The following is a 16,399-nucleotide window of genomic DNA, read 5'->3' as shown; positions in this document are numbered from 1 at the left end:
ACTTCGACAGGGCCGTACCTAACTAATAGAGTAGCGTGGCCGAAGGCCGACCTCACAAACACTCACTCGCCGCCGCTTCGTTGCGCCCGAATCTTCGCTGTGGCGGCGTCTAACTCTTCTTTCGTGTTGATGTTCTCGAAGGTAGACGCGTCGAACCGCTTCAGTTCCGCTGGCCCAACCGTGTGAACGTCCAGTGAGTCGAGGGCGTCGAGAATTCGGCCGCCGCCGTCTTCGAGCACGACTTCGGCGGCCGCCGAAACGGTCTCGGTTCGGTAGACGGCCTGTGTCGTCTGGAACCACCCGTCTTCGAGACGCGGGATGACGGCGTCGGCGGCTCTCCGTTCGGCCTCTGCCGCGAGAAATTCGACGAGAGACGGGTCGACGAACGGCATGTCGCAGGCGACGACGACTGCCAGCGGTGCGTCGGTCGCGTCGAGTCCGGTTCGGATGCCACCGAGCGGGCCAGTGTCGGGTGCAGAATCGATAGCCATCGTCGGGTCGAGACCCGCACAGGCTTCGTTCAGGTCGGCGGCTTGCTCCTCTCGGCAGTTGACGACGAGTTCGGCAGTCGCCATCCGCACTCGCTCGGCGGTTCGGCGGACGAGTGGAACACCGTCGAGTGAGGCGAGCGCTTTGTCGGCCGCTCCAAACCGCTGTGACCGTCCTCCTGCGAGGATGATGCCGGCGACGCGCGTCATCTCGGCGTTTCGCGCCCGGTCAACTCGTCTAACGTGAGTTCGACGATATGGAGTTGCAGGTCTCTCACGTCTTCGTCGAAGACGCGGACTTCGCCGTACAGTTCGTTGATGGTGGCCTCGTCTGGCATTTCGTCGTCCGGGAGGACGCGAACCGTCCCGCGCGCCATGACGCTCCACGACTCGTCGCCGCAGTCGTCGTAACAGATGAACGTCGCTTCGTTCGTTTTCTCGACGAACTGCATCTTCTCGCTGTGCGTGTCGTCGGTCAGGCGGAAGAGCAACCGGCCACCCTCCTCGTCGAGTGTGACGTGAACGGGAATCGCGTACGCTCGCCCGTCGTCCGCGAGCGACAGGACGCCGGACGAGGCTTCGTCCAGTCGCTCGGCGATGGTTTCGTCGTCCATCCCCACCGTGTAGACGTATTCGATATCTTCCATACACTAACTTCGTTCCCCCAACACATGAATGGCCGCCCACGTCGAGTCGAACTGTCCCCAGACCAGCGGCTCAGGACAGACGCTGTCTGGGACGTCGGCCTTTGCTGTCTGGGACGTCAGTCCTCGCTGTCTAGGCCTCAGTCCTCGAGGAGTGCTTCGAGACTGCTGGTCTGCTGAGTGAGTCGGTCGAGAGCGTCCTGCGCAGCGTCGGCGACGGTGACGGGGTCTCGGAACGAGTCTCCGAGGCCGACTTCACGTCGGTGCCATTCGCCACCTGCGTACGCGAAGATATCCACCCACCAGTAGAGTCGGAGCCCGCGTGAGAACTCGGTGACGACGACTCGATAGTCCTCGTCGGGGGACTCGTAGACGGTCCGGCCGTTCGCGTCGTCGGTATCCGTGTCGATGGCGACGCTCCACCCCTCCGGAACCGAGAGCGAGAAGGGGTCGTCAGTCATCGTCACCGACGACGAAGCGAAGCAACTTGATTCGTCCGCTCCCGGCAGAAGCACTGTGGATACGCGACGTGGTTCGAACGAGTGTTCGAGTCATCAGTGGTCAATCCAGTGACCGAGCCGAGTTGGCGACGACGAGCAGACTCGACGTCCCCATCGCGATGGCGGCGAAAAGCGGGTTGAGTACTCCCAGTGCTGCCAGCGGGATGGCGACGACGTTGTATCCGAACGCCCACGTCAGATTGCCGCGAATGCGTCGGTTGACGCCCGCAGACAGGGAGAACACCGCTGGAATCGCGTCGATGTCGCGGCCGACGAGTACCGCGTCAGCGGCGTCGCCTGCGATGTCCGTCCCCGTTCCGAGTGCGATACCGATGTCTGCGGCGGCGAGTGCGGGCGCGTCGTTGCTCCCGTCACCGACCATCGCCACAGTGCCACGACTTCGGAGCCGTTCGACTGTCTCGGCTTTTGCTTCCGGTGGGACGCCCGCGAACACGTCTGTCACGTCCGGGTGGTCACGGAAGCGTCGCGCCGCGCGTTCGGAGTCGCCCGTGAGGACGACCACGTCTCGTCTACCGTCGGCGGCGACGGCGGCGACGACGTCGTTCCAGGCGTCGCGCGGTTCGTCACCGACGACGAGAACTGCCTGAACCCGGTCGCCTCGCCCGACGGCGACCGGAACCGCGCCCTCGTCTCGGGCGGCGTCGATTGCGGATTCGGTGTCGGTGTCGAGGACGACTCCTTCGTCGCGGAGGAGTGACGGATGGCCGACCACGACTCGGTCGCCGTCGACGGTTCCGGTGACGCCTCGGTCGTGAACGAGGGCGTCGTCAGCAGCGATTTCCGGAACCGCGACACCGGATTCGTCGGCGGCAGCGACGATTGCCGACGCCAGTGGGTGTGCCGAAAAGCGTTCGAGTGCGGCGGCAGTGCGAAGCGCGTCGTCGTCGCCATCGACCCGGAGGACGGCCATGTCGCCGTCCGTCAGTGTGCCCGTCTTGTCGAAGACGACGACGTCGACGTCCGGAACTGCCTCGAAGACGGCTTCGGACGCGACGACGATTCCCCGACTCGCGGCTTCTTTGATACCCGACGCGACGGCAAGCGGCGTGGCGAGGCCGAGCGCGCACGGGCACGAGACGATGAGGACGGTGAGTCCGACGAGGAGTGCGGCCGTCGCGGACTCGCCGCGCAGGAGCGTCCACCCGAACGCGAGTGCCGCGAGGACGAGCACGGTTGGGACGAAAATCATCGCCAGTTTGTCGGCCAGTCGTTGGACGCCGGAGCGGGCGCTCTGGATGTCCCAGAGGAGTTCGACCAACCTGTCGAGCGTACTCGTCGCGTCTTCGCCGACTTCGACGACGAGCGGTCGGTCGGTGACGACGGTGCCGCCGAGGACGTCGTCGCCGGGGCGTTTCGTCCGCGGCATCGACTCGCCGGTGACGAGTGCTTCGTCCACTGCCGCGGTCCCTTCTCGGACTGTCCCATCGACAGGGACGCGTTCTCCCGGTCGGACCTCGACGACGTCACCCGGTTCGAGGGCATCGACGGCGACCGTCTCGACGCCCTCGGAGGTTCGACGGCGGGCCTCGGAGACACGCGATGCGGCGAGTTCAGAGAGCATCCCGGCCGCCTTTCGCTTGATTCGGTCTTCGTAGTAGTTGCCGAGCGTCACGACGAGTACGATGGCGACAGTCACGTCGAAGTAGACGTGCGTCTCACCGACGAGGACGGCGGCAGTCGAGTAGACGTACGCGCTCGACGCCGCCAGCGAGACCAAGAGGTCCATGTTCGGTTGGCCGGCCCGGAGGCTGACGAGTGCCCCGCGAAGGATGGGAAACCCGGTGTAAAAGAGGACGACAGACGTCATCACCCAGATGTTCCCGAGGATGTACACGCTGTCGAACGACCCGAGTTCGACGACCGGCGAGAATCCGACGTAGGTGGGGTACAGAAACAGGACGTACCACAGCATCACCATCATCCCGAAGACGCCGCCGCCGATGAGGAACCGCACGACCTGATTGTCCGACCGGTCTGCGGCCTCACGTTCGGTCGGGTCACGTGTTCCGTATCCGTAGCGAGCGAGCGTCCCCGAGAGGTCGTCGAGGTTGGCCGACTCCGGGTCGTAGGTCACGCGAACCATGTCGTTGGCGTAACTCGCGTCTGCGGCGTAGACGCCCTCACAGCGGCGGGCCGTGCCAGAGACGAACGCCTCGCAAGTGGCACAGTGCATCCCATCGACGGCCATGTAGGTTCGTTCGGCACTCTCCGGGGCCGACTCTTCTTCGCCCGCGAGTTCGCGTTCGACCGTCTCGGGGTCGGCGCTCGCTGCGTCACCGAGTGTCCGAGTGATTTCGAGACACCCGCGACAGCAGAACTCCCCACTCACGTCGTCTCCCGTCACGGGTGGTGTCGGCGTCGGGAGGCCGCAGAGGTCGCATCCGCTGGCGTCGCCGCCATCTTCGCCGCGCGACCGTGTTTTCGTCGCCATGCTCACCCGAAGGGTTGGTAGAAGGGTACGTGAATATGTGGGACCGAGACGCCCAACAGCATCAACCCGTGTGACAGCGGGATGTATCCGAGGACGAGGAACGCCGCGCCGAGTGCCCGGTGGAGCGTCGCACGTCGCCGCGGGGACACCTGTCCGAGGAGGGTTCCGTAGAGGAACAGCGTCGGAATCGTTCCGAGGCCGAGCAACGCGAGCAATGCGGCCGACCGAATCGGGTCACCGGTGGCGAACGCGTACAAGTACGCAGGGTAGATGATGGGACACGGGAGGAGTCCGTGTATCGCCCCCAGTCCGAGGATTCGCGGCCCGCCGACGAGTCGGTCGACGCGAGCGGTCGCCCACCCGCTCACGTGCCTGAACACGCGCGTCACTGGCTTTGGAGTGAGTCGGTCTATCGCCGCCGACCGACCGACGAGATAGCCAACTCCTGTGAGGATAATCACCGTCCCGACGACGAGACCGGTCGTCGCACGGACACCGCTTCCGATAGCCGCAAGCGAGTCGAACGCGCCGAAGAACAGGCCACCGACGAGTGCGAACACCGCACCGATAGCGGCGTAACTCAGCGCTCGCCCGACGTTGAACAGCGCGTGCTGTCGAACGTGATACAGTGTGAGCGAATCGGTTCCAGCACGGTCGCTCAGTCGCTCGGCGTACACACTCACGAGTGGTCCGCACATCCCGAGACAGTGTGCCCCGGCGAGAAGGCCGACGACGACAAACGCCACCGCTTCTGGCGGATTTGCCGGGAGTACGGGCGGTGTGGCCCCGCCGTCCATCTTAGACGGCGTGTTCCTGGTCTGCGTCGTGGTCCGAGTCGTGGTTGTGGTCGTGTCCACCCTCGGTCGGACTCATGAGCAGGTAGATGATGGTCGAGATGAGCAGGACGTTGATTGCGGTCACGACGCCCGCGAGGGGATTTTTCGTGGCTCCAAAGACGATAACTGGTAAGAGTGCAAGGAGTGCGACCGTTCCAGCACGGCGCGGAGTCAGTTCCATATCAGTCGATACGCGAGTACCCTGTTTCGGATTTCGCCTATTCTAACTGGGTGAGAATTGCCTGTCCCTTTGAAGGGGCGTTCTTTCTCAAGAGGGTGTATGGCCGTTGATTCGACAGCAGAGGGGAGCGCCGCGTCCCCTGCCTTACGGGCAGATGGCTCGGGAGGCGTACCGGCTGATGCGGCGACTCAAAATAGTTCTTCAGAGCCACCTGTGGATTCTATCGTCGGGACGGCCGACGACGGTATCGTCCGCCAAATCGACCACGACGATTTCGACCCGGTCGGAACGCTCGTGCTCGTTCTCATCTACATGGTTATCCTACTCTCGATGTGGGTGTTCATGTACTTCATCGAGTTCCTCGGGCGGGGCTTGACGGTGGTGGGCTAAGATGGAAATTCACGCATACGAGAAACTTTGGCTCGCACTCGCGCTCGTTCTCATCGTTGGGTTCATCGGCACCATCACGTACGGTGCCGCAGGCGCAGGTATCGACATGATAGACGACAAGGGTGGAACCGTCGACCCAACGACGCTCGACGACCATCCGAAGTTCGGTGACCCCGGTATCGAGAAGACTGGCGAGAACCAGTACGACGTCTACGTCGTCACCCGTCAGTTCGTCTTCGAGCCCGGCACCACCCAACCCATCCGCGTCCCCGAAGGGAGTACGGTCACGTTCCACGTGACTGCGGCGGACGTCATCCACGGGTTCGAAGTCGTCGGCACGAACGCAAACACGATGGCCATTCCTGGCCAGGTAGCCGAGTTCACCGTCGAGTTCGACGAACCCGGTGAGTACGGGCTGCTTTGTAACGAATACTGTGGCTCAGGCCACCACGTCATGGAAGGCAAACTCGTCGTTATGGAACAGAGTGAATTCGATAGTTGGTACGAACAGCAGCAACAGGAGGAAGAGAACTGATGGCGACTGCGTCTCAACGAACGTTCGTCGATAGGTTCCCCGACGAGGCGGCCGTCGTCAAGGCGAATTTCCTCGTCGCGTTCGTCGCTCTCGGAATCGGCGCGTTCTTCGGACTCGTCCAGACGCTCCACCGGACGAACATCGTTCGCGTCATCGACTCCGCGGACTACTACACGATGCTGACCGGCCACGGCGTCCTCTTGGCGATCGTGTTCACCATCTTCTTCCTCTGTGGGTTCTTCCACTGGGCAATCGCACGGAGTCTAGACCGTCCCGCCGAGAGCAAACTGTTCTCGTGGGCGTGGTTCGGCTTGATGACGACGGGTTCGGCGCTCGCCGCGATTGCGATTCTCGGTGGGCTCGTCCCGAACCTCGGAATCAGTGCAGACGTGCTGTTCACCTTCTACGCACCGCTGCAAGCCCACCCGATTTTCTACATCGGGCTGGCGATGTTCATCGTCGCAACGTGGCTCGCAGGCGCCGACTGGTTCCTCTCGTACCGCGTGTGGCGCAAGGACCACGAGGGCGAACGCATCCCGTTGCAGACGTTCATGGTTCTGACGACCATGATCATGTGGTACATCGCTACCATCGGCGTCGCCGTGTCGGTGGTGTTCTTCCTCATCCCGTGGTCGCTCGGACTGATTCCGAGCGTCAATCCGCTTCTCACCAGAACGCTGTTCTGGTACTTTGCACACCCCATCGTGTACTTCTGGCTGATGCCAGCGTACATGATGTGGTACACCATCCTTCCGAAACTCTCGGGCGGACGCCTGTTCAGTGACCCGCTCGCACGCGTCGTGTTCCTGTTGTTCCTCCTGCTTTCGACCCCGGTCGGGATTCACCACCAGTACCTCGACCCAGGTATCGCAGAGGGCTTCAAGTTCATCGCGATGACGAACACGATGTTCCTGCTCTTGCCGTCGTTGCTCACGGCGTTCACCGCCGTCGCCAGTATGGAACACGGTGCACGACAGCGCGGCGGCGAAGGCTACTTCCGGTGGCTCGGCGCACTCCCGTGGCGTGACCCTGCGTTCACCGGCATGGCCTTTGCGGGCATCCTGTTCGCTGCCGGCGGATTCTCCGGCATGATCAACGCCGGGATGAACATCAACTACCTCATCCACAACACGCTGTGGGTTCCCGGTCACTTCCACCTGACCGTCGGGACTGCCGTCGCACTGACGATGATGGCAGGGTCGTACTGGCTCGTTCCCCAGCTTACCGGAACGAAACTCTACAGCCGACCGATCGGCCTTCTGCAGGTCACCATGTGGTTCATCGGGATGGTCTTCATGTCCAACGCGATGCACCGTGCTGGTCTCGCCGGTATCCCACGCCGCACTGCAGAACCACAGTACCAGAACTTCGACTTCGTGACGCCAATCGGGAGCATCTTCGAACTTCGCGTGCAGATTGCCCTCGGCGGGACGCTGTTGTTCCTGTCGGTGGTGCTGTTCCTGTTCAACATGCTCCTGACCTCACTCGGTGAGGAGTCTGACCGACCGGTCGACGAGTATCTCCCCGCACCGCTTTCGGGTGCCGAAGGCAGTCCGCGCATCCTCGACAACCTGACGATGTGGACCGGTATCGCGGTGCTCCTCGTCATCCTCGCGTACACGTTGCCCGTGGCCGCAATCATCCAGAACGGTGGTGGCCTCTTCGGTGGTGGCCTCCCCGTTCCGGCCACCATCTCGGCGGGTCTCGACCTCGCGACGACGGCCCTGACTGGTGCTGTCAACACGCTCGTGGGGGTGATTGCATGAGCCACCGGCGAATGCAATTACGCCAGAACGAAGTTCTGGAGGTGGTCGCATGAGACTCACCAAGGCGACGTCGCTCATCATCATCGCCATCAGCGTCCCGATAGCCATCGAGCTCCGGACGGTGGCGGGGTTCTTCAACATCGAACTGCCGTTGATTGCGGTGGCTATCATCGAGTTCCTGTTCCTCGGCCTCATGTTCGTCCTGTACGGACTGTACGGCGAGAAGGATAACTCGGTGTCGCCGTAGCCGACTCGAGAAGGCGACACATCGCTGTTTCGGACCGCTCGACGACCACTTTTTTCACACGACGTTGCGACGCAGACGCCTCGTCGTGGCCCTCTCGTCCCTTATGAAATGGCTCTAAATTGAGGCAGAAGCCCAGAATTTTCCCGGTCTCTGGGAACGATTCTGCCTATATATGGAATCTCAGGGTGTATGATGGGGTGAGCATGAAAATCGACCTGATGAAAGCGGGAATCGGCCTTGCAGTCGTCATCGGCATCGTCCTCACGGTCGTTGCCGGATACGCACTCGTTAGCACAGTTGGTGACGTCCCCGGTCTGACCGTCGCCCCTGAGCTATTCGTCTCCATCCTGTTCGGTGGACTCCTCGTCGCGTCCGCCGCAGCAGTGCGGAAGGCCGTTCCGAAACCACGCACTCGCGTCTGAAACCGACCCGTTCGTTGCTTCCATTCTGCCGACGATATCGGTCACCAGTAGCTGTGGCCGCGGAAAAGCCATAGCGTTCGAACACCAATAGAGTGACATGTATTCGTCTGTCCTCGTTCCCACCGACGGCAGCGCCCGTTCGCTCGCTGCCGCCCGCCGTGGTATCGACATCGCGACCGCGTACGGGGCGGAACTCCACGTGTTATCGGTTATCGACTCGAGTGACCTCGGTCTGTGGACTGCCGCCGATATCCCAGTCGAACGAGTCCAGGCCAGTCTCCGAGACGCCGCAGAGGTGGCAGTCGAAGAAATCGCGACGCTCGCCGCCGCCGACGACGTCACGTGCCATACGACCGTTCGAATCGGTGTTCCTCACCGTGAGATACTCGACGCAATCGACGAACTCGGCATCGACCTCGTCGTGATGGCGACACACGGCCGCTCTGGCCTCGAACACGCTATCTTGGGGAGCACCACTGAACGAGTCGTTCGTCTCGCCGACGCTCCCGTGATGACGGTTCGGGAGTGACCGTCTCAGGCCTCCGCGAACACTCCGTCTCTGAGCGCCCGCTGACCGTAGAAGACGAGGCCGATCGCGCCGAATCCCCCGAGTAACAGCGGAACGACGTCGAAGCCGGCGAACAGCAGTCGCGACACTCCCCAGAGCATGAACGCCGCTGATTGAGTGATGTAGTACGCCACCGTCGTGTTGAACGGGACGAACCCACCGGAGAGAAAGACGACACAGAGCAGCGCGACACCGACGATGTCGGGGGACGTGGCAGATATCCACCCCGAGACGACCGCGAAGACGACGAACGCGACGAACACGACGCCGATAGCGAGTCGTAACGGCGAAATCTCGTCGAAAAGCGTCGCGACAGATGGGCGTTCACGTTGCCCATTGTCTGCTGTGGCAGTCGAACCGTCGTCTACGTCGTCGGTGGAACCACCACCTGTCGAGTCGTCTGGTGGAGAAGACACAGCGAACCTATTGGGCAAGTAGTGTCAAAACAGTACTCATTCGATGGGGATTTGACTCCCACCGTCGCGGCCGTCTTTGTCCACGGTCGGGCGTTCGTCGAGTTCGACGACGAGTGTCATCGGGTCTCCGTCGCGGAGAACGTCGATTGCCACCGGTTCACCGGGTCGGGTTTCCGTGATGAGATAGCGCATCAACTCCTCGTGTGCTCGGACTTCGTTGCCTTCGATGGCGACGATAACGTCGCCGCCGACGGGAATCTCCCAGCCACGAAGGCGCGTCTTCTCGGCGCACCCACGCAGGATTTCGGCACCTGACTCACCGGCGGCCGACCCGACGACGAGGACGCCACGTGGTGTGTCGAGGCCGTTCGCCTCGGCGACGGAGGGTGTCACGTCGAGGGTGCGTGCCCGGAGGTACGAGTGGCGATAGTAGCCGTCGGTGACGAGGTCCGGAAGGATGCGGTTGGCGATCAGCGGTGAGACGGCGAACCCGATGTTGTCTCCCTGTTTCGCACGGTTGACGCCGACGACTTCGTACGTCGGGTCACCGTCGCCCCCGACGCTGAATCCCACGAGTGGGCCGCCCGAGTTCCCAGGGTTGATAGGCGCGTCCGTCTGGACGACGTCAGGGATGGCGAATCCGTTGGAGGTGGGGAGCGACCGGTTCGCGCCGGAGACGATACCGGCGGAGATGGAGCCTTCGAGACCGAGTGGATTCCCGAGTGCGGCGACGGGCCGTCCGGGTGACGGATTTTCGGTCGCCAGTCGGAGTGCGGCGGCGTCTGCTGGTAAGTCGTCGACGGCGACGACGGCGAGGTCGGTGTACACGTCTGAACCGACGACCTCGCCGACGCGCCACGACCCGTCGGCGAACCGGAGTTCGACGCGGTTCGACTTCGTCTCGTCTGCGAGCCGAGAGACGTGTTCGTTCGTCACGAGGTGCTGGTCGTCGTAGACGAACGCGCTCCCGGCCCCGCCGATGCGACGACGGCCGCCGACGTAGACGGAGACGACCGAGGGGATGACGTCGCGGTACAGTCCTTCGAAATCGGAGTGGATGGACATGATAGTGCGGCGGTCGGACAGCACACGCGGTCGGCCGTCGCTTACCTCGGGTTAGTGCCGAGACGATTTGAGCGTGTCGCGTGATGACAGTCGACAAGGAGATTCTGCGGACGAACCGTCGGGGGAGCCCCCAATTTATTAACTTCTGTAGTAAATGTCGAGACAACGATGGTCGCACTCGACGTACACGAGGACATGCAGCGAATAGCCGACAGCGGCGTCGTCGCGGTGATGCGCGGCGCAGACGCCGACACTATCATCGACGTCGCAGACGCGCTGAAAGAAGGCGGCGTCACCGCGTACGAGATTACGGCCGACAATCCGAACGCGATGGACCTCATCAGCGAGGTGTCGGCGTCGTTTTCGGACGACGAAGCGATCGTCGGCGCGGGAACGGTTCTCGACGCTCCGACGGCGACGGCGGCGATTCAGGCCGGAGCGGAGTTCGTCGTCGGCCCGAACTTCGACGAGGGCGTCGTCGAGACGTGTAACCGATACGGGACGCTCGTCGCCCCAGGTATCATGACGCCGACAGAGGCCGTCGACGCCTATTCGGCGGGTGCTGACCTCGTGAAAGTCTTCCCCGCGTCGTCGCTCGGACCGGGCCACCTCAAGAGCATGAAGGGTCCACTCCCACAGATTCCGATGATGCCGACCGGCGGCGTCGGACTCGACAACGCCGCTGACTACATCGACGCAGGCGCTGTCGTCGTCGGTGCCGGCGGTGCGCTCATGGACGGCGACGCAATCGCTAACGGCGACTTCGAAGCCATCACCGAGACGGCCCGCGAGTTCTCACAGATTATCGACGACGCACGCGAGAACTGACGTTCTCGACTCGACTGCGCAGCGAGTCAGTCGTTCACCGAGTCGGTCGTTCAGCGTATCGACTTGACACGCCCCTCGAACTCGTCCGGAACCCACTCGGCGACGCGTTCGGGGTCTGAATCTCCATTTGCGGCGACGAGGTAGGCCGCGCCGTCGTCGTCGCCGTAGGCGTGCTGGAAGTCGTAGACGAATCCCCAGCAGTCGGTCGATTCGGGGACTTCGTCGCTCTCGGTGAGGAACTCTACCTGCCGGACGACGGCGTACTCGACGAGTCGGTTGACTGCGTCGGCCGTCGGTGTCTCTTCGTCGAACAGTCCCAGTTCACGTGCTTCTTCGACTAGCGGAACGAGGCGCGAGACGGCTTCTTCGACGGCCACCGGGAAGTCTTTGTCACCGTCACCGACGACGGATTCGTAGGCCGACGAGAGCCCACCGCACCCCGTGTGACCGAGGACGACGATGTCCGAGACGCCGAGTTCGGCGACCGCATAGCCGACGACATCGTTGACGACGAGTGAGCCATCGACGGTGGTCCACGCCTGATTGGCGATGTTGACCGATTTGAAGAGAGTTCCCGCTTTGTCGGAACACCAGAGTGCTTCGACTGGGACACGAGAGTCAGAACAGCCGACGGTGACGACTGGCGGTTCCTGCACGTCTCGGACTCCTTCGAAGTGGTCCGCGTCGAGGTGTTCGACGTAGTGTGCGTTTCCAGTCAAGAGCGACTCCAGTACCGAATTCGCCATTGCGGTGTACTATCGCGCAACAGAGGTAAATACCAGGGAAGGAACGAAGATTCACCGTTGGGCATCGCTCCCGACAGAGAGACCATAGCCGCCGAGTCAGTCGTCGGCCGCCATCGGCGGCGTGACCGTCTTCTCTGCTGTATTCGGCTCCTCGACTGCGTCGTGACTGTCGTCTGCTCCGTCGCCCACCCACGTCGGGTTCCCGTCGTACTCGAACGACGTCTCGTTCTGCGTCGGGTCGACGACGGTCAGCGAGAGCCAACCGTTGTCAAGCAGTTCTGTGACGTCGGGGTTCTCTTCGAGGATCGTGGTCACACGTTCGACCGGGGCGTGAACCACTACCGAGAGGCGCAGCGGTTGGTGATACGGGTCGTCGTCGGCCGCTTTGACCGACTGGAGCGGCAGTCCCGTCATCAGGTCGCCGCCGTTGCCCTGGTAGACGCCGACGTTTCCGACCGGGTTGTGGGTAATCTTCGACCCGCTTCCGTAGACTGCGTTGTCCACGGTCGAAAAGTAGTACTGCATATTTATCCACTGGGTGACGACCATCGGGCCGCTCAGGATGGCCGCCAGCGCCTCACCCGAGTCGTCGTGCCGCCAGTCGTACGAGTGGAGGAACGACCGACCGTCGAGGTCGAGTCCCTGCGTGAGTGAACGGGGGCCGACGACGAATCCTGCGTTACCCGCGAGTCCCCACTCGGGGCGCGTCTCAGCCCAGTCTGTGGCCCGGCGTTCGGTCTCGCGAGTCGCTGGCGACGACACACTCATCGGTTCGGTCCGCTCTGCGGCCGCACCGGCGCGGGCGGTTTCGAGGTCGGAGCGAAGTCGTTCGACGTCGGACTCGTGGCTCTCCGGGACAGACCCGGTAAAGAGCGTCACTTCGTCCGTCGTCGTGTTGTGTTCGCCAGCGACGAAGACGGTGTCCGATGGGATGTCGAATCCCTGCTCACGGAGTTCGGTCTTGACCTCGTCGTCGTTGCAGATGGCCGCGAGGACGCGAGCGCTCGGGCCGCCGGCGTTACCGGCACAGGCACCACAGTCCAGGCTGGACTCGAACGGGTTGTTCGCGGTCTGACTGGCGTGGCCGACGAACGCGACGACGCGCGCGAATTCGTCCCACCCCATGAGTTCGAACGCGGTGGCGGCGTACTCGACTTTCTCTGCGGTAGACAGTCCGCGTGGCAGGTCTCCGTCGGCGTCACCGTCGTAGTCGAGTGCCGGTTCGCAGAAGTCTGCATTCGACGGGATTCGCTCGGAGGTCGCGCTGAGGAAGTCGTACACACGCGCCGGAAAGAGGGTCCGTGCGGCGAGTGCGACCCCGTATCCACTTCCAGCACTCTCGACGAAACTGAACACGGTCGCAGCGTTCGATTTGAGTGACTTGAGGACGTTCGCGGCGGCGCGGGTACTGTTCGCCCACGTGTCGAAGCGTCCGTGTTCGTGGTCACACCCATCGACCGGGTCTTCGGTGACGTAGTGTTGTGCCTCGAGAATCGGTGGGCAGGCGTCTATCGTGACTCCGGAGTCGTAGGCTTCGTAGCGCATCGGGATGCCGAAGAATCCCGCGTAGCCGTAGGTCTCGTAGGCACCCGTGTCCTCGACGTGGCGTCGGATGACCTCCGAGCGCGTGTCGATACAGAAGACGAGTTGTGCGTCTGGACGGCCGCCGTCTTCGAGAACGACCGCTTTCTCACCGTCTCCGGCCGCGGCCGTCGACTGGCGCTGTTCGGTAATCGACTCGACGAGTTGAGTACGATACGTAGCCTCCCACGCGTTCAACCAGAGTTCCGGGAGCGGGACATCGTCGTCGTCTTCTGGGTCACGTTCGGTACGTGTCGATTCCGCTGCGGACGTCGGCGGGTCGGGCGGGGCATCGAGGATGTCTGTGAGAACTAACCGAACGGCCAGATACTCCGTGAGTGTGATGGGGTACGTCGCTTGCCAGGCCCCGCCACTGGCGGCCCGCTGTTTGATGAAACCGGTCCACCCTGGAAGCCTCCCGAGGTGGAACTCGAAGAGGTCAGCCAACTGGTCCCGTGGATACGTCGAGACGACCTGTTCGATTGCCTCGGTCGGGTCGTCTGGAAGTTCCGCAACTGCGTTCCGGTCCGGGAGCGAGCGGTCGTGGCGTGCCACAGAACGGAACGCGGCGTAGAATCCGCGGTCACGGTTCGGCATCGCCCACGACGCCTGGCCCTCGTCGAGGAAGGCGGCGAGCCACTTCGTCAGGTACGCATCGACCACGTCGTGCGGACTCGACTCGTCGTCTTCGGTGGCCGGGTCTTCGTCGGCCTCCATGCGCGCCAAGAGGTCCGATGGTTCCGCGTCGTACCCGTGTGCACGCAGTTCGCTCCGAAGCGTCTCTGGGTCGATTTGACCCGTGTCGAGCGCTGCGCGAAACACGTCAGCACTCGGATAGCCGCGGCCGCCGAACAGGCGTTCGGCCTGCTGGACGGCCTCGTGGAACGAGTGGTCTTCGAAGCCACTGAGTGGGTTAGCCGTCACGAAAGAGTGAAGCGGCCAGACCGACCCGACGGTCGTTGCAGCCTGTTCGATGGTGTCGTGAATCGTCTCGTTAGTGTTCATTGTACTCCTCTCTGTTCGTCACGATGGTTCCAGACGTGGGGCGCGTCGCGTTTGCGAGTGTCACGTACAAGCGAGTGCTGCGACGGTAGACCCCGCTCTCGATGGTGATGTACGCGAGGACGAACGCGGCGGCGACGGCGAGGTGAACGGGCGTCAGTTCGGCCGGGACCGTGACGAGTGGAACCCCGACTAACGCGTGCTCGATGAGGTTGTACACCGACGCGTACACCGCGATTGCTGGCAGGAACACCAGCGGAACGCCCCCGTAGCGAAGGGCTCGGGGCAGCGCAGTGTGGCGAATCGTCTCGCGGGCGGCGTGCATCGTAGTCAACACGACGAGCCCCGCGAGTAGCAGTCCGGTATCGAACGCCAGACCCTTCCCGGTGACGAGGGCGAACAGGACACCACCTGCGAGTGCGGTCAACGCAGTCACTGCGACACCGGAAACCCCCATGGACGGAGCCACGTCGCTCTTTTCACCGGGTGCTTTCTGTTCTACGTTACTCCCCGAGGAGAGGAACTGGTACGCTTTGTAGAAGCCGTGCAAGACGAGGTGGGTGATGGCAGCACCAAAGAAGCCGAGTCCTGCCTGCATGAACATGAACCCCATCTGCCCGATGGTCGAACAGCCGAGTTGACTCTTGACGTCGGTCTGGACGGTCTTGAGGAGCTTTCCGAGGAGAGCACTCGTCGCGCCCACGAGCACGATTGCCAGCATGAAGACACCGTCGACAGTGACGACCGGAGCGAACCGGAGTAACAAGATTCCACCTGCGTTGACGAACCCGGCGTGCATCAGTGCCGACGCGGGCGTCGGCGCGGTCATCGACGACAGCAGCCACGTGTGGAACGGGAGCAATGCTGACTGAATCATCGCCGCCAGTAGGAGCGCCGCCACCGCGAACAGGACGGTCCCTGAGGTCGTGACTTCCGCCGTCGCGACGCCAGAAATCGTCGTTGCGCCGGTCTCCCACCACAACGTCGCGAAGGAGATGGCGAGCAACACACTACCTCCCGCGAAAGAGCGGCGAGCGTGTGAAGCGGCCGAGTGTGCGTGTCTCCAGGAGTCGACGTGGCCGATGAGATTGGCCATCACCAGTCCCATCGCCAGCCACAGTGCCGCGAACACGACGAGCGAATCTGCTGCGACGAGCGCCATCACGACGAGCGTGAACGCGAACACGTTGCCGAAGAACCTGTTGAGCGCACTGTCTCCGGCCATGTAGCGCCGCGAGTAACTGTGGACGATTCCACTGAAGAACGTCGCGACGACCCACATCACGACGGTCAGCCCGTCGACCGAGAACAGACCGAACAACGACCAGCTCTGGTCGCTCGACAGTCGGGCCCCGGCCAAGACGAGGCTCACTGCCCACAGGAGCCACACGACTCGCGTGAGAGCAATCGGAAGCCGTGGCGTCTCCGCCGTCGTCTTCGGAAGCGGTCCGACCCGAGGTACTGTCGTTTCGTCTGTCATCGTTCGTGAACTGTCGGCAGTCCGTGCGGTTACCCCTCGCCGTGAGCGGCCCGTCACTGACTGTCCTCGTCTTGCCCATATTACGAACGAAATAATTATTAAATCCTTCTATTCGAACATTCTGTTCCCTTAATGGCCTATGAAAGAACATTATGGCCTGTGTTGCCATGTAACAGACAGCGGTGGGCTCTCGTATTGGCTGCCCAGCTCACCGGGTGCTCACTGTACCCTCTGTGATTGCCGTATCAGCCG

The 16,399-nt window shown here is 62.8% G+C and carries 18 protein-coding genes; 7 read left to right on the top strand and 11 right to left on the bottom strand.

The genetic code is table 11. From position 1 onward, the window contains the following. Positions 1 to 62 precede the first annotated feature (62 nt). From mobA to GJR99_RS04595, 6 genes are all read right to left on the bottom strand, one after another. The gene (gene mobA, locus GJR99_RS04620) at positions 63 to 698 is read right to left on the bottom strand and encodes a molybdenum cofactor guanylyltransferase (protein WP_151109741.1); all 636 of its coding nucleotides are present in this window, start codon (positions 696 to 698) and stop codon (positions 63 to 65) included. After that, positions 695 to 1,135: a pyridoxamine 5'-phosphate oxidase family protein gene (locus GJR99_RS04615; RefSeq protein WP_151109739.1), complete on the bottom strand. Its 441-nt coding sequence runs from the start codon at positions 1,133 to 1,135 to the stop codon at positions 695 to 697. Before GJR99_RS04615 ends, mobA begins: the two co-directional genes overlap by 4 nt. A gap of 137 nt (positions 1,136 to 1,272) precedes the next feature. Next, complete coding sequence (locus GJR99_RS04610; RefSeq protein WP_151109737.1) at positions 1,273 to 1,593, bottom strand: hypothetical protein; 321 nt, start codon at positions 1,591 to 1,593, stop codon at positions 1,273 to 1,275. A 100-nt stretch (positions 1,594 to 1,693) separates the two neighbouring features. After that, positions 1,694 to 4,084, bottom strand: coding sequence for a heavy metal translocating P-type ATPase (locus tag GJR99_RS04605; protein WP_151109735.1), 2,391 nt, complete (start codon positions 4,082 to 4,084; stop codon positions 1,694 to 1,696). Positions 4,085 to 4,086: 2 nt separating this feature from the next. Continuing rightward, entirely contained in the window at positions 4,087 to 4,881 is a 795-nt protein-coding gene (locus GJR99_RS04600; protein ID WP_151109733.1) for a sulfite exporter TauE/SafE family protein, read from the bottom strand. Between the two features lies 1 nt (position 4,882). After that, on the bottom strand, positions 4,883 to 5,101 hold the full coding sequence (locus GJR99_RS04595) for a hypothetical protein (RefSeq protein WP_151109731.1): 219 nt from the start codon (positions 5,099 to 5,101) through the stop codon (positions 4,883 to 4,885). A 213-nt stretch (positions 5,102 to 5,314) separates the two neighbouring features. On the opposite strand from GJR99_RS04595, the gene GJR99_RS17565 reads away from it, so the two are divergent. From GJR99_RS17565 to GJR99_RS04565, 6 genes are all read left to right on the top strand, one after another. Beyond that, positions 5,315 to 5,491, top strand: coding sequence for a hypothetical protein (locus GJR99_RS17565; protein WP_228717006.1), 177 nt, complete (start codon positions 5,315 to 5,317; stop codon positions 5,489 to 5,491). A 1-nt stretch (position 5,492) separates the two neighbouring features. Further along, complete coding sequence (locus GJR99_RS04585; protein ID WP_151109727.1) at positions 5,493 to 6,026, top strand: cytochrome c oxidase subunit II; 534 nt, start codon at positions 5,493 to 5,495, stop codon at positions 6,024 to 6,026. Then, entirely contained in the window at positions 6,026 to 7,792 is a 1,767-nt protein-coding gene (locus tag GJR99_RS04580; RefSeq protein WP_151109725.1) for a b(o/a)3-type cytochrome-c oxidase subunit 1, read from the top strand. Before GJR99_RS04585 ends, GJR99_RS04580 begins: the two co-directional genes overlap by 1 nt. A 49-nt stretch (positions 7,793 to 7,841) precedes the next feature. After that, positions 7,842 to 8,039, top strand: a complete 198-nt coding sequence (locus GJR99_RS04575; RefSeq protein WP_151109723.1) for a CbaC protein — start codon at positions 7,842 to 7,844, stop codon at positions 8,037 to 8,039. Between the two features lie 203 nt (positions 8,040 to 8,242). Continuing rightward, positions 8,243 to 8,461 carry a hypothetical protein gene (locus tag GJR99_RS04570; RefSeq protein WP_151113844.1) on the top strand — a complete coding sequence of 73 codons (219 nt, stop codon included), beginning with the start codon at positions 8,243 to 8,245 and terminating at the stop codon, positions 8,459 to 8,461. Positions 8,462 to 8,558: 97 nt separating this feature from the next. Next, positions 8,559 to 8,990, top strand: coding sequence for a universal stress protein (locus GJR99_RS04565; protein ID WP_151109721.1), 432 nt, complete (start codon positions 8,559 to 8,561; stop codon positions 8,988 to 8,990). A gap of 5 nt (positions 8,991 to 8,995) precedes the next feature. Here GJR99_RS04565 and GJR99_RS04560 read toward each other — a convergent pair whose 3' ends face one another. Continuing rightward, on the bottom strand, positions 8,996 to 9,445 hold the full coding sequence (locus GJR99_RS04560) for a hypothetical protein (protein ID WP_225317597.1): 450 nt from the start codon (positions 9,443 to 9,445) through the stop codon (positions 8,996 to 8,998). A gap of 36 nt (positions 9,446 to 9,481) precedes the next feature. Then, positions 9,482 to 10,510, bottom strand: a complete 1,029-nt coding sequence (locus tag GJR99_RS04555; protein ID WP_151109719.1) for a S1C family serine protease — start codon at positions 10,508 to 10,510, stop codon at positions 9,482 to 9,484. A gap of 168 nt (positions 10,511 to 10,678) precedes the next feature. Here GJR99_RS04555 and GJR99_RS04550 point away from each other — a divergent pair, with 168 nt between their 5' ends. Continuing rightward, positions 10,679 to 11,338: a bifunctional 4-hydroxy-2-oxoglutarate aldolase/2-dehydro-3-deoxy-phosphogluconate aldolase gene (locus tag GJR99_RS04550; protein WP_151109716.1), complete on the top strand. Its 660-nt coding sequence runs from the start codon at positions 10,679 to 10,681 to the stop codon at positions 11,336 to 11,338. 50 nt (positions 11,339 to 11,388) lie between these two features. On the opposite strand, the gene GJR99_RS04545 is transcribed toward GJR99_RS04550, so the two are convergent. The 3 genes from GJR99_RS04545 to GJR99_RS04535 all read right to left on the bottom strand — a co-directional run bounded on the left by GJR99_RS04545 (position 11,389) and on the right by GJR99_RS04535 (position 16,147). Continuing rightward, a complete protein-coding gene (locus GJR99_RS04545; protein WP_151109714.1) occupies positions 11,389 to 12,084 on the bottom strand; it encodes a carbonic anhydrase in 696 nt (231 codons plus the stop codon). 96 nt (positions 12,085 to 12,180) lie between these two features. Further along, the gene (locus tag GJR99_RS04540) at positions 12,181 to 14,670 is read right to left on the bottom strand and encodes a DUF2309 domain-containing protein (RefSeq protein ID WP_151109712.1); all 2,490 of its coding nucleotides are present in this window, start codon (positions 14,668 to 14,670) and stop codon (positions 12,181 to 12,183) included. Next, a complete protein-coding gene (locus GJR99_RS04535; protein ID WP_151109710.1) occupies positions 14,660 to 16,147 on the bottom strand; it encodes a proton-conducting transporter transmembrane domain-containing protein in 1,488 nt (495 codons plus the stop codon). The genes GJR99_RS04540 and GJR99_RS04535 overlap by 11 nt, the downstream gene beginning before the upstream one ends. Positions 16,148 to 16,399: the final 252 nt, after the last annotated feature.

It is taken from the genome of Haloferax marinum (assembly GCF_009674625.1).
In the GTDB taxonomy this organism is placed as follows: Archaea; Halobacteriota; Halobacteria; order Halobacteriales; family Haloferacaceae; genus Haloferax; species Haloferax marinum.
This window is presented reverse-complemented; position numbering and strand designations above follow the sequence as displayed.

Excerpts from the sequence above, each read along its gene's own strand:
- GJR99_RS04555 (WP_151109719.1), bottom strand. The coding sequence starts at position 10,510 with ATGTCCATCCACTCCGATTTCGAAGGACTGTACCGCGACGTCATCCCC.
- GJR99_RS04545 (WP_151109714.1), bottom strand. The coding sequence starts at position 12,084 with ATGGCGAATTCGGTACTGGAGTCGCTCTTGACTGGAAACGCACACTAC.
- GJR99_RS04610 (WP_151109737.1), bottom strand. The coding sequence starts at position 1,593 with ATGACTGACGACCCCTTCTCGCTCTCGGTTCCGGAGGGGTGGAGCGTC.
- GJR99_RS04535 (WP_151109710.1), bottom strand. The coding sequence starts at position 16,147 with ATGACAGACGAAACGACAGTACCTCGGGTCGGACCGCTTCCGAAGACG.
- GJR99_RS04575 (WP_151109723.1), top strand. The coding sequence starts at position 7,842 with ATGAGACTCACCAAGGCGACGTCGCTCATCATCATCGCCATCAGCGTC.
- GJR99_RS04550 (WP_151109716.1), top strand. The coding sequence starts at position 10,679 with ATGGTCGCACTCGACGTACACGAGGACATGCAGCGAATAGCCGACAGC.
- GJR99_RS04570 (WP_151113844.1), top strand. The coding sequence starts at position 8,243 with ATGAAAATCGACCTGATGAAAGCGGGAATCGGCCTTGCAGTCGTCATC.
- GJR99_RS04565 (WP_151109721.1), top strand. The coding sequence starts at position 8,559 with ATGTATTCGTCTGTCCTCGTTCCCACCGACGGCAGCGCCCGTTCGCTC.
- GJR99_RS04540 (WP_151109712.1), bottom strand. The coding sequence starts at position 14,670 with ATGAACACTAACGAGACGATTCACGACACCATCGAACAGGCTGCAACG.
- GJR99_RS04615 (WP_151109739.1), bottom strand. The coding sequence starts at position 1,135 with ATGGAAGATATCGAATACGTCTACACGGTGGGGATGGACGACGAAACC.
- mobA (WP_151109741.1), bottom strand. The coding sequence starts at position 698 with ATGACGCGCGTCGCCGGCATCATCCTCGCAGGAGGACGGTCACAGCGG.
- GJR99_RS04585 (WP_151109727.1), top strand. The coding sequence starts at position 5,493 with ATGGAAATTCACGCATACGAGAAACTTTGGCTCGCACTCGCGCTCGTT.
- GJR99_RS04600 (WP_151109733.1), bottom strand. The coding sequence starts at position 4,881 with ATGGACGGCGGGGCCACACCGCCCGTACTCCCGGCAAATCCGCCAGAA.
- GJR99_RS04595 (WP_151109731.1), bottom strand. The coding sequence starts at position 5,101 with ATGGAACTGACTCCGCGCCGTGCTGGAACGGTCGCACTCCTTGCACTC.
- GJR99_RS04580 (WP_151109725.1), top strand. The coding sequence starts at position 6,026 with ATGGCGACTGCGTCTCAACGAACGTTCGTCGATAGGTTCCCCGACGAG.
- GJR99_RS04605 (WP_151109735.1), bottom strand. The coding sequence starts at position 4,084 with ATGGCGACGAAAACACGGTCGCGCGGCGAAGATGGCGGCGACGCCAGC.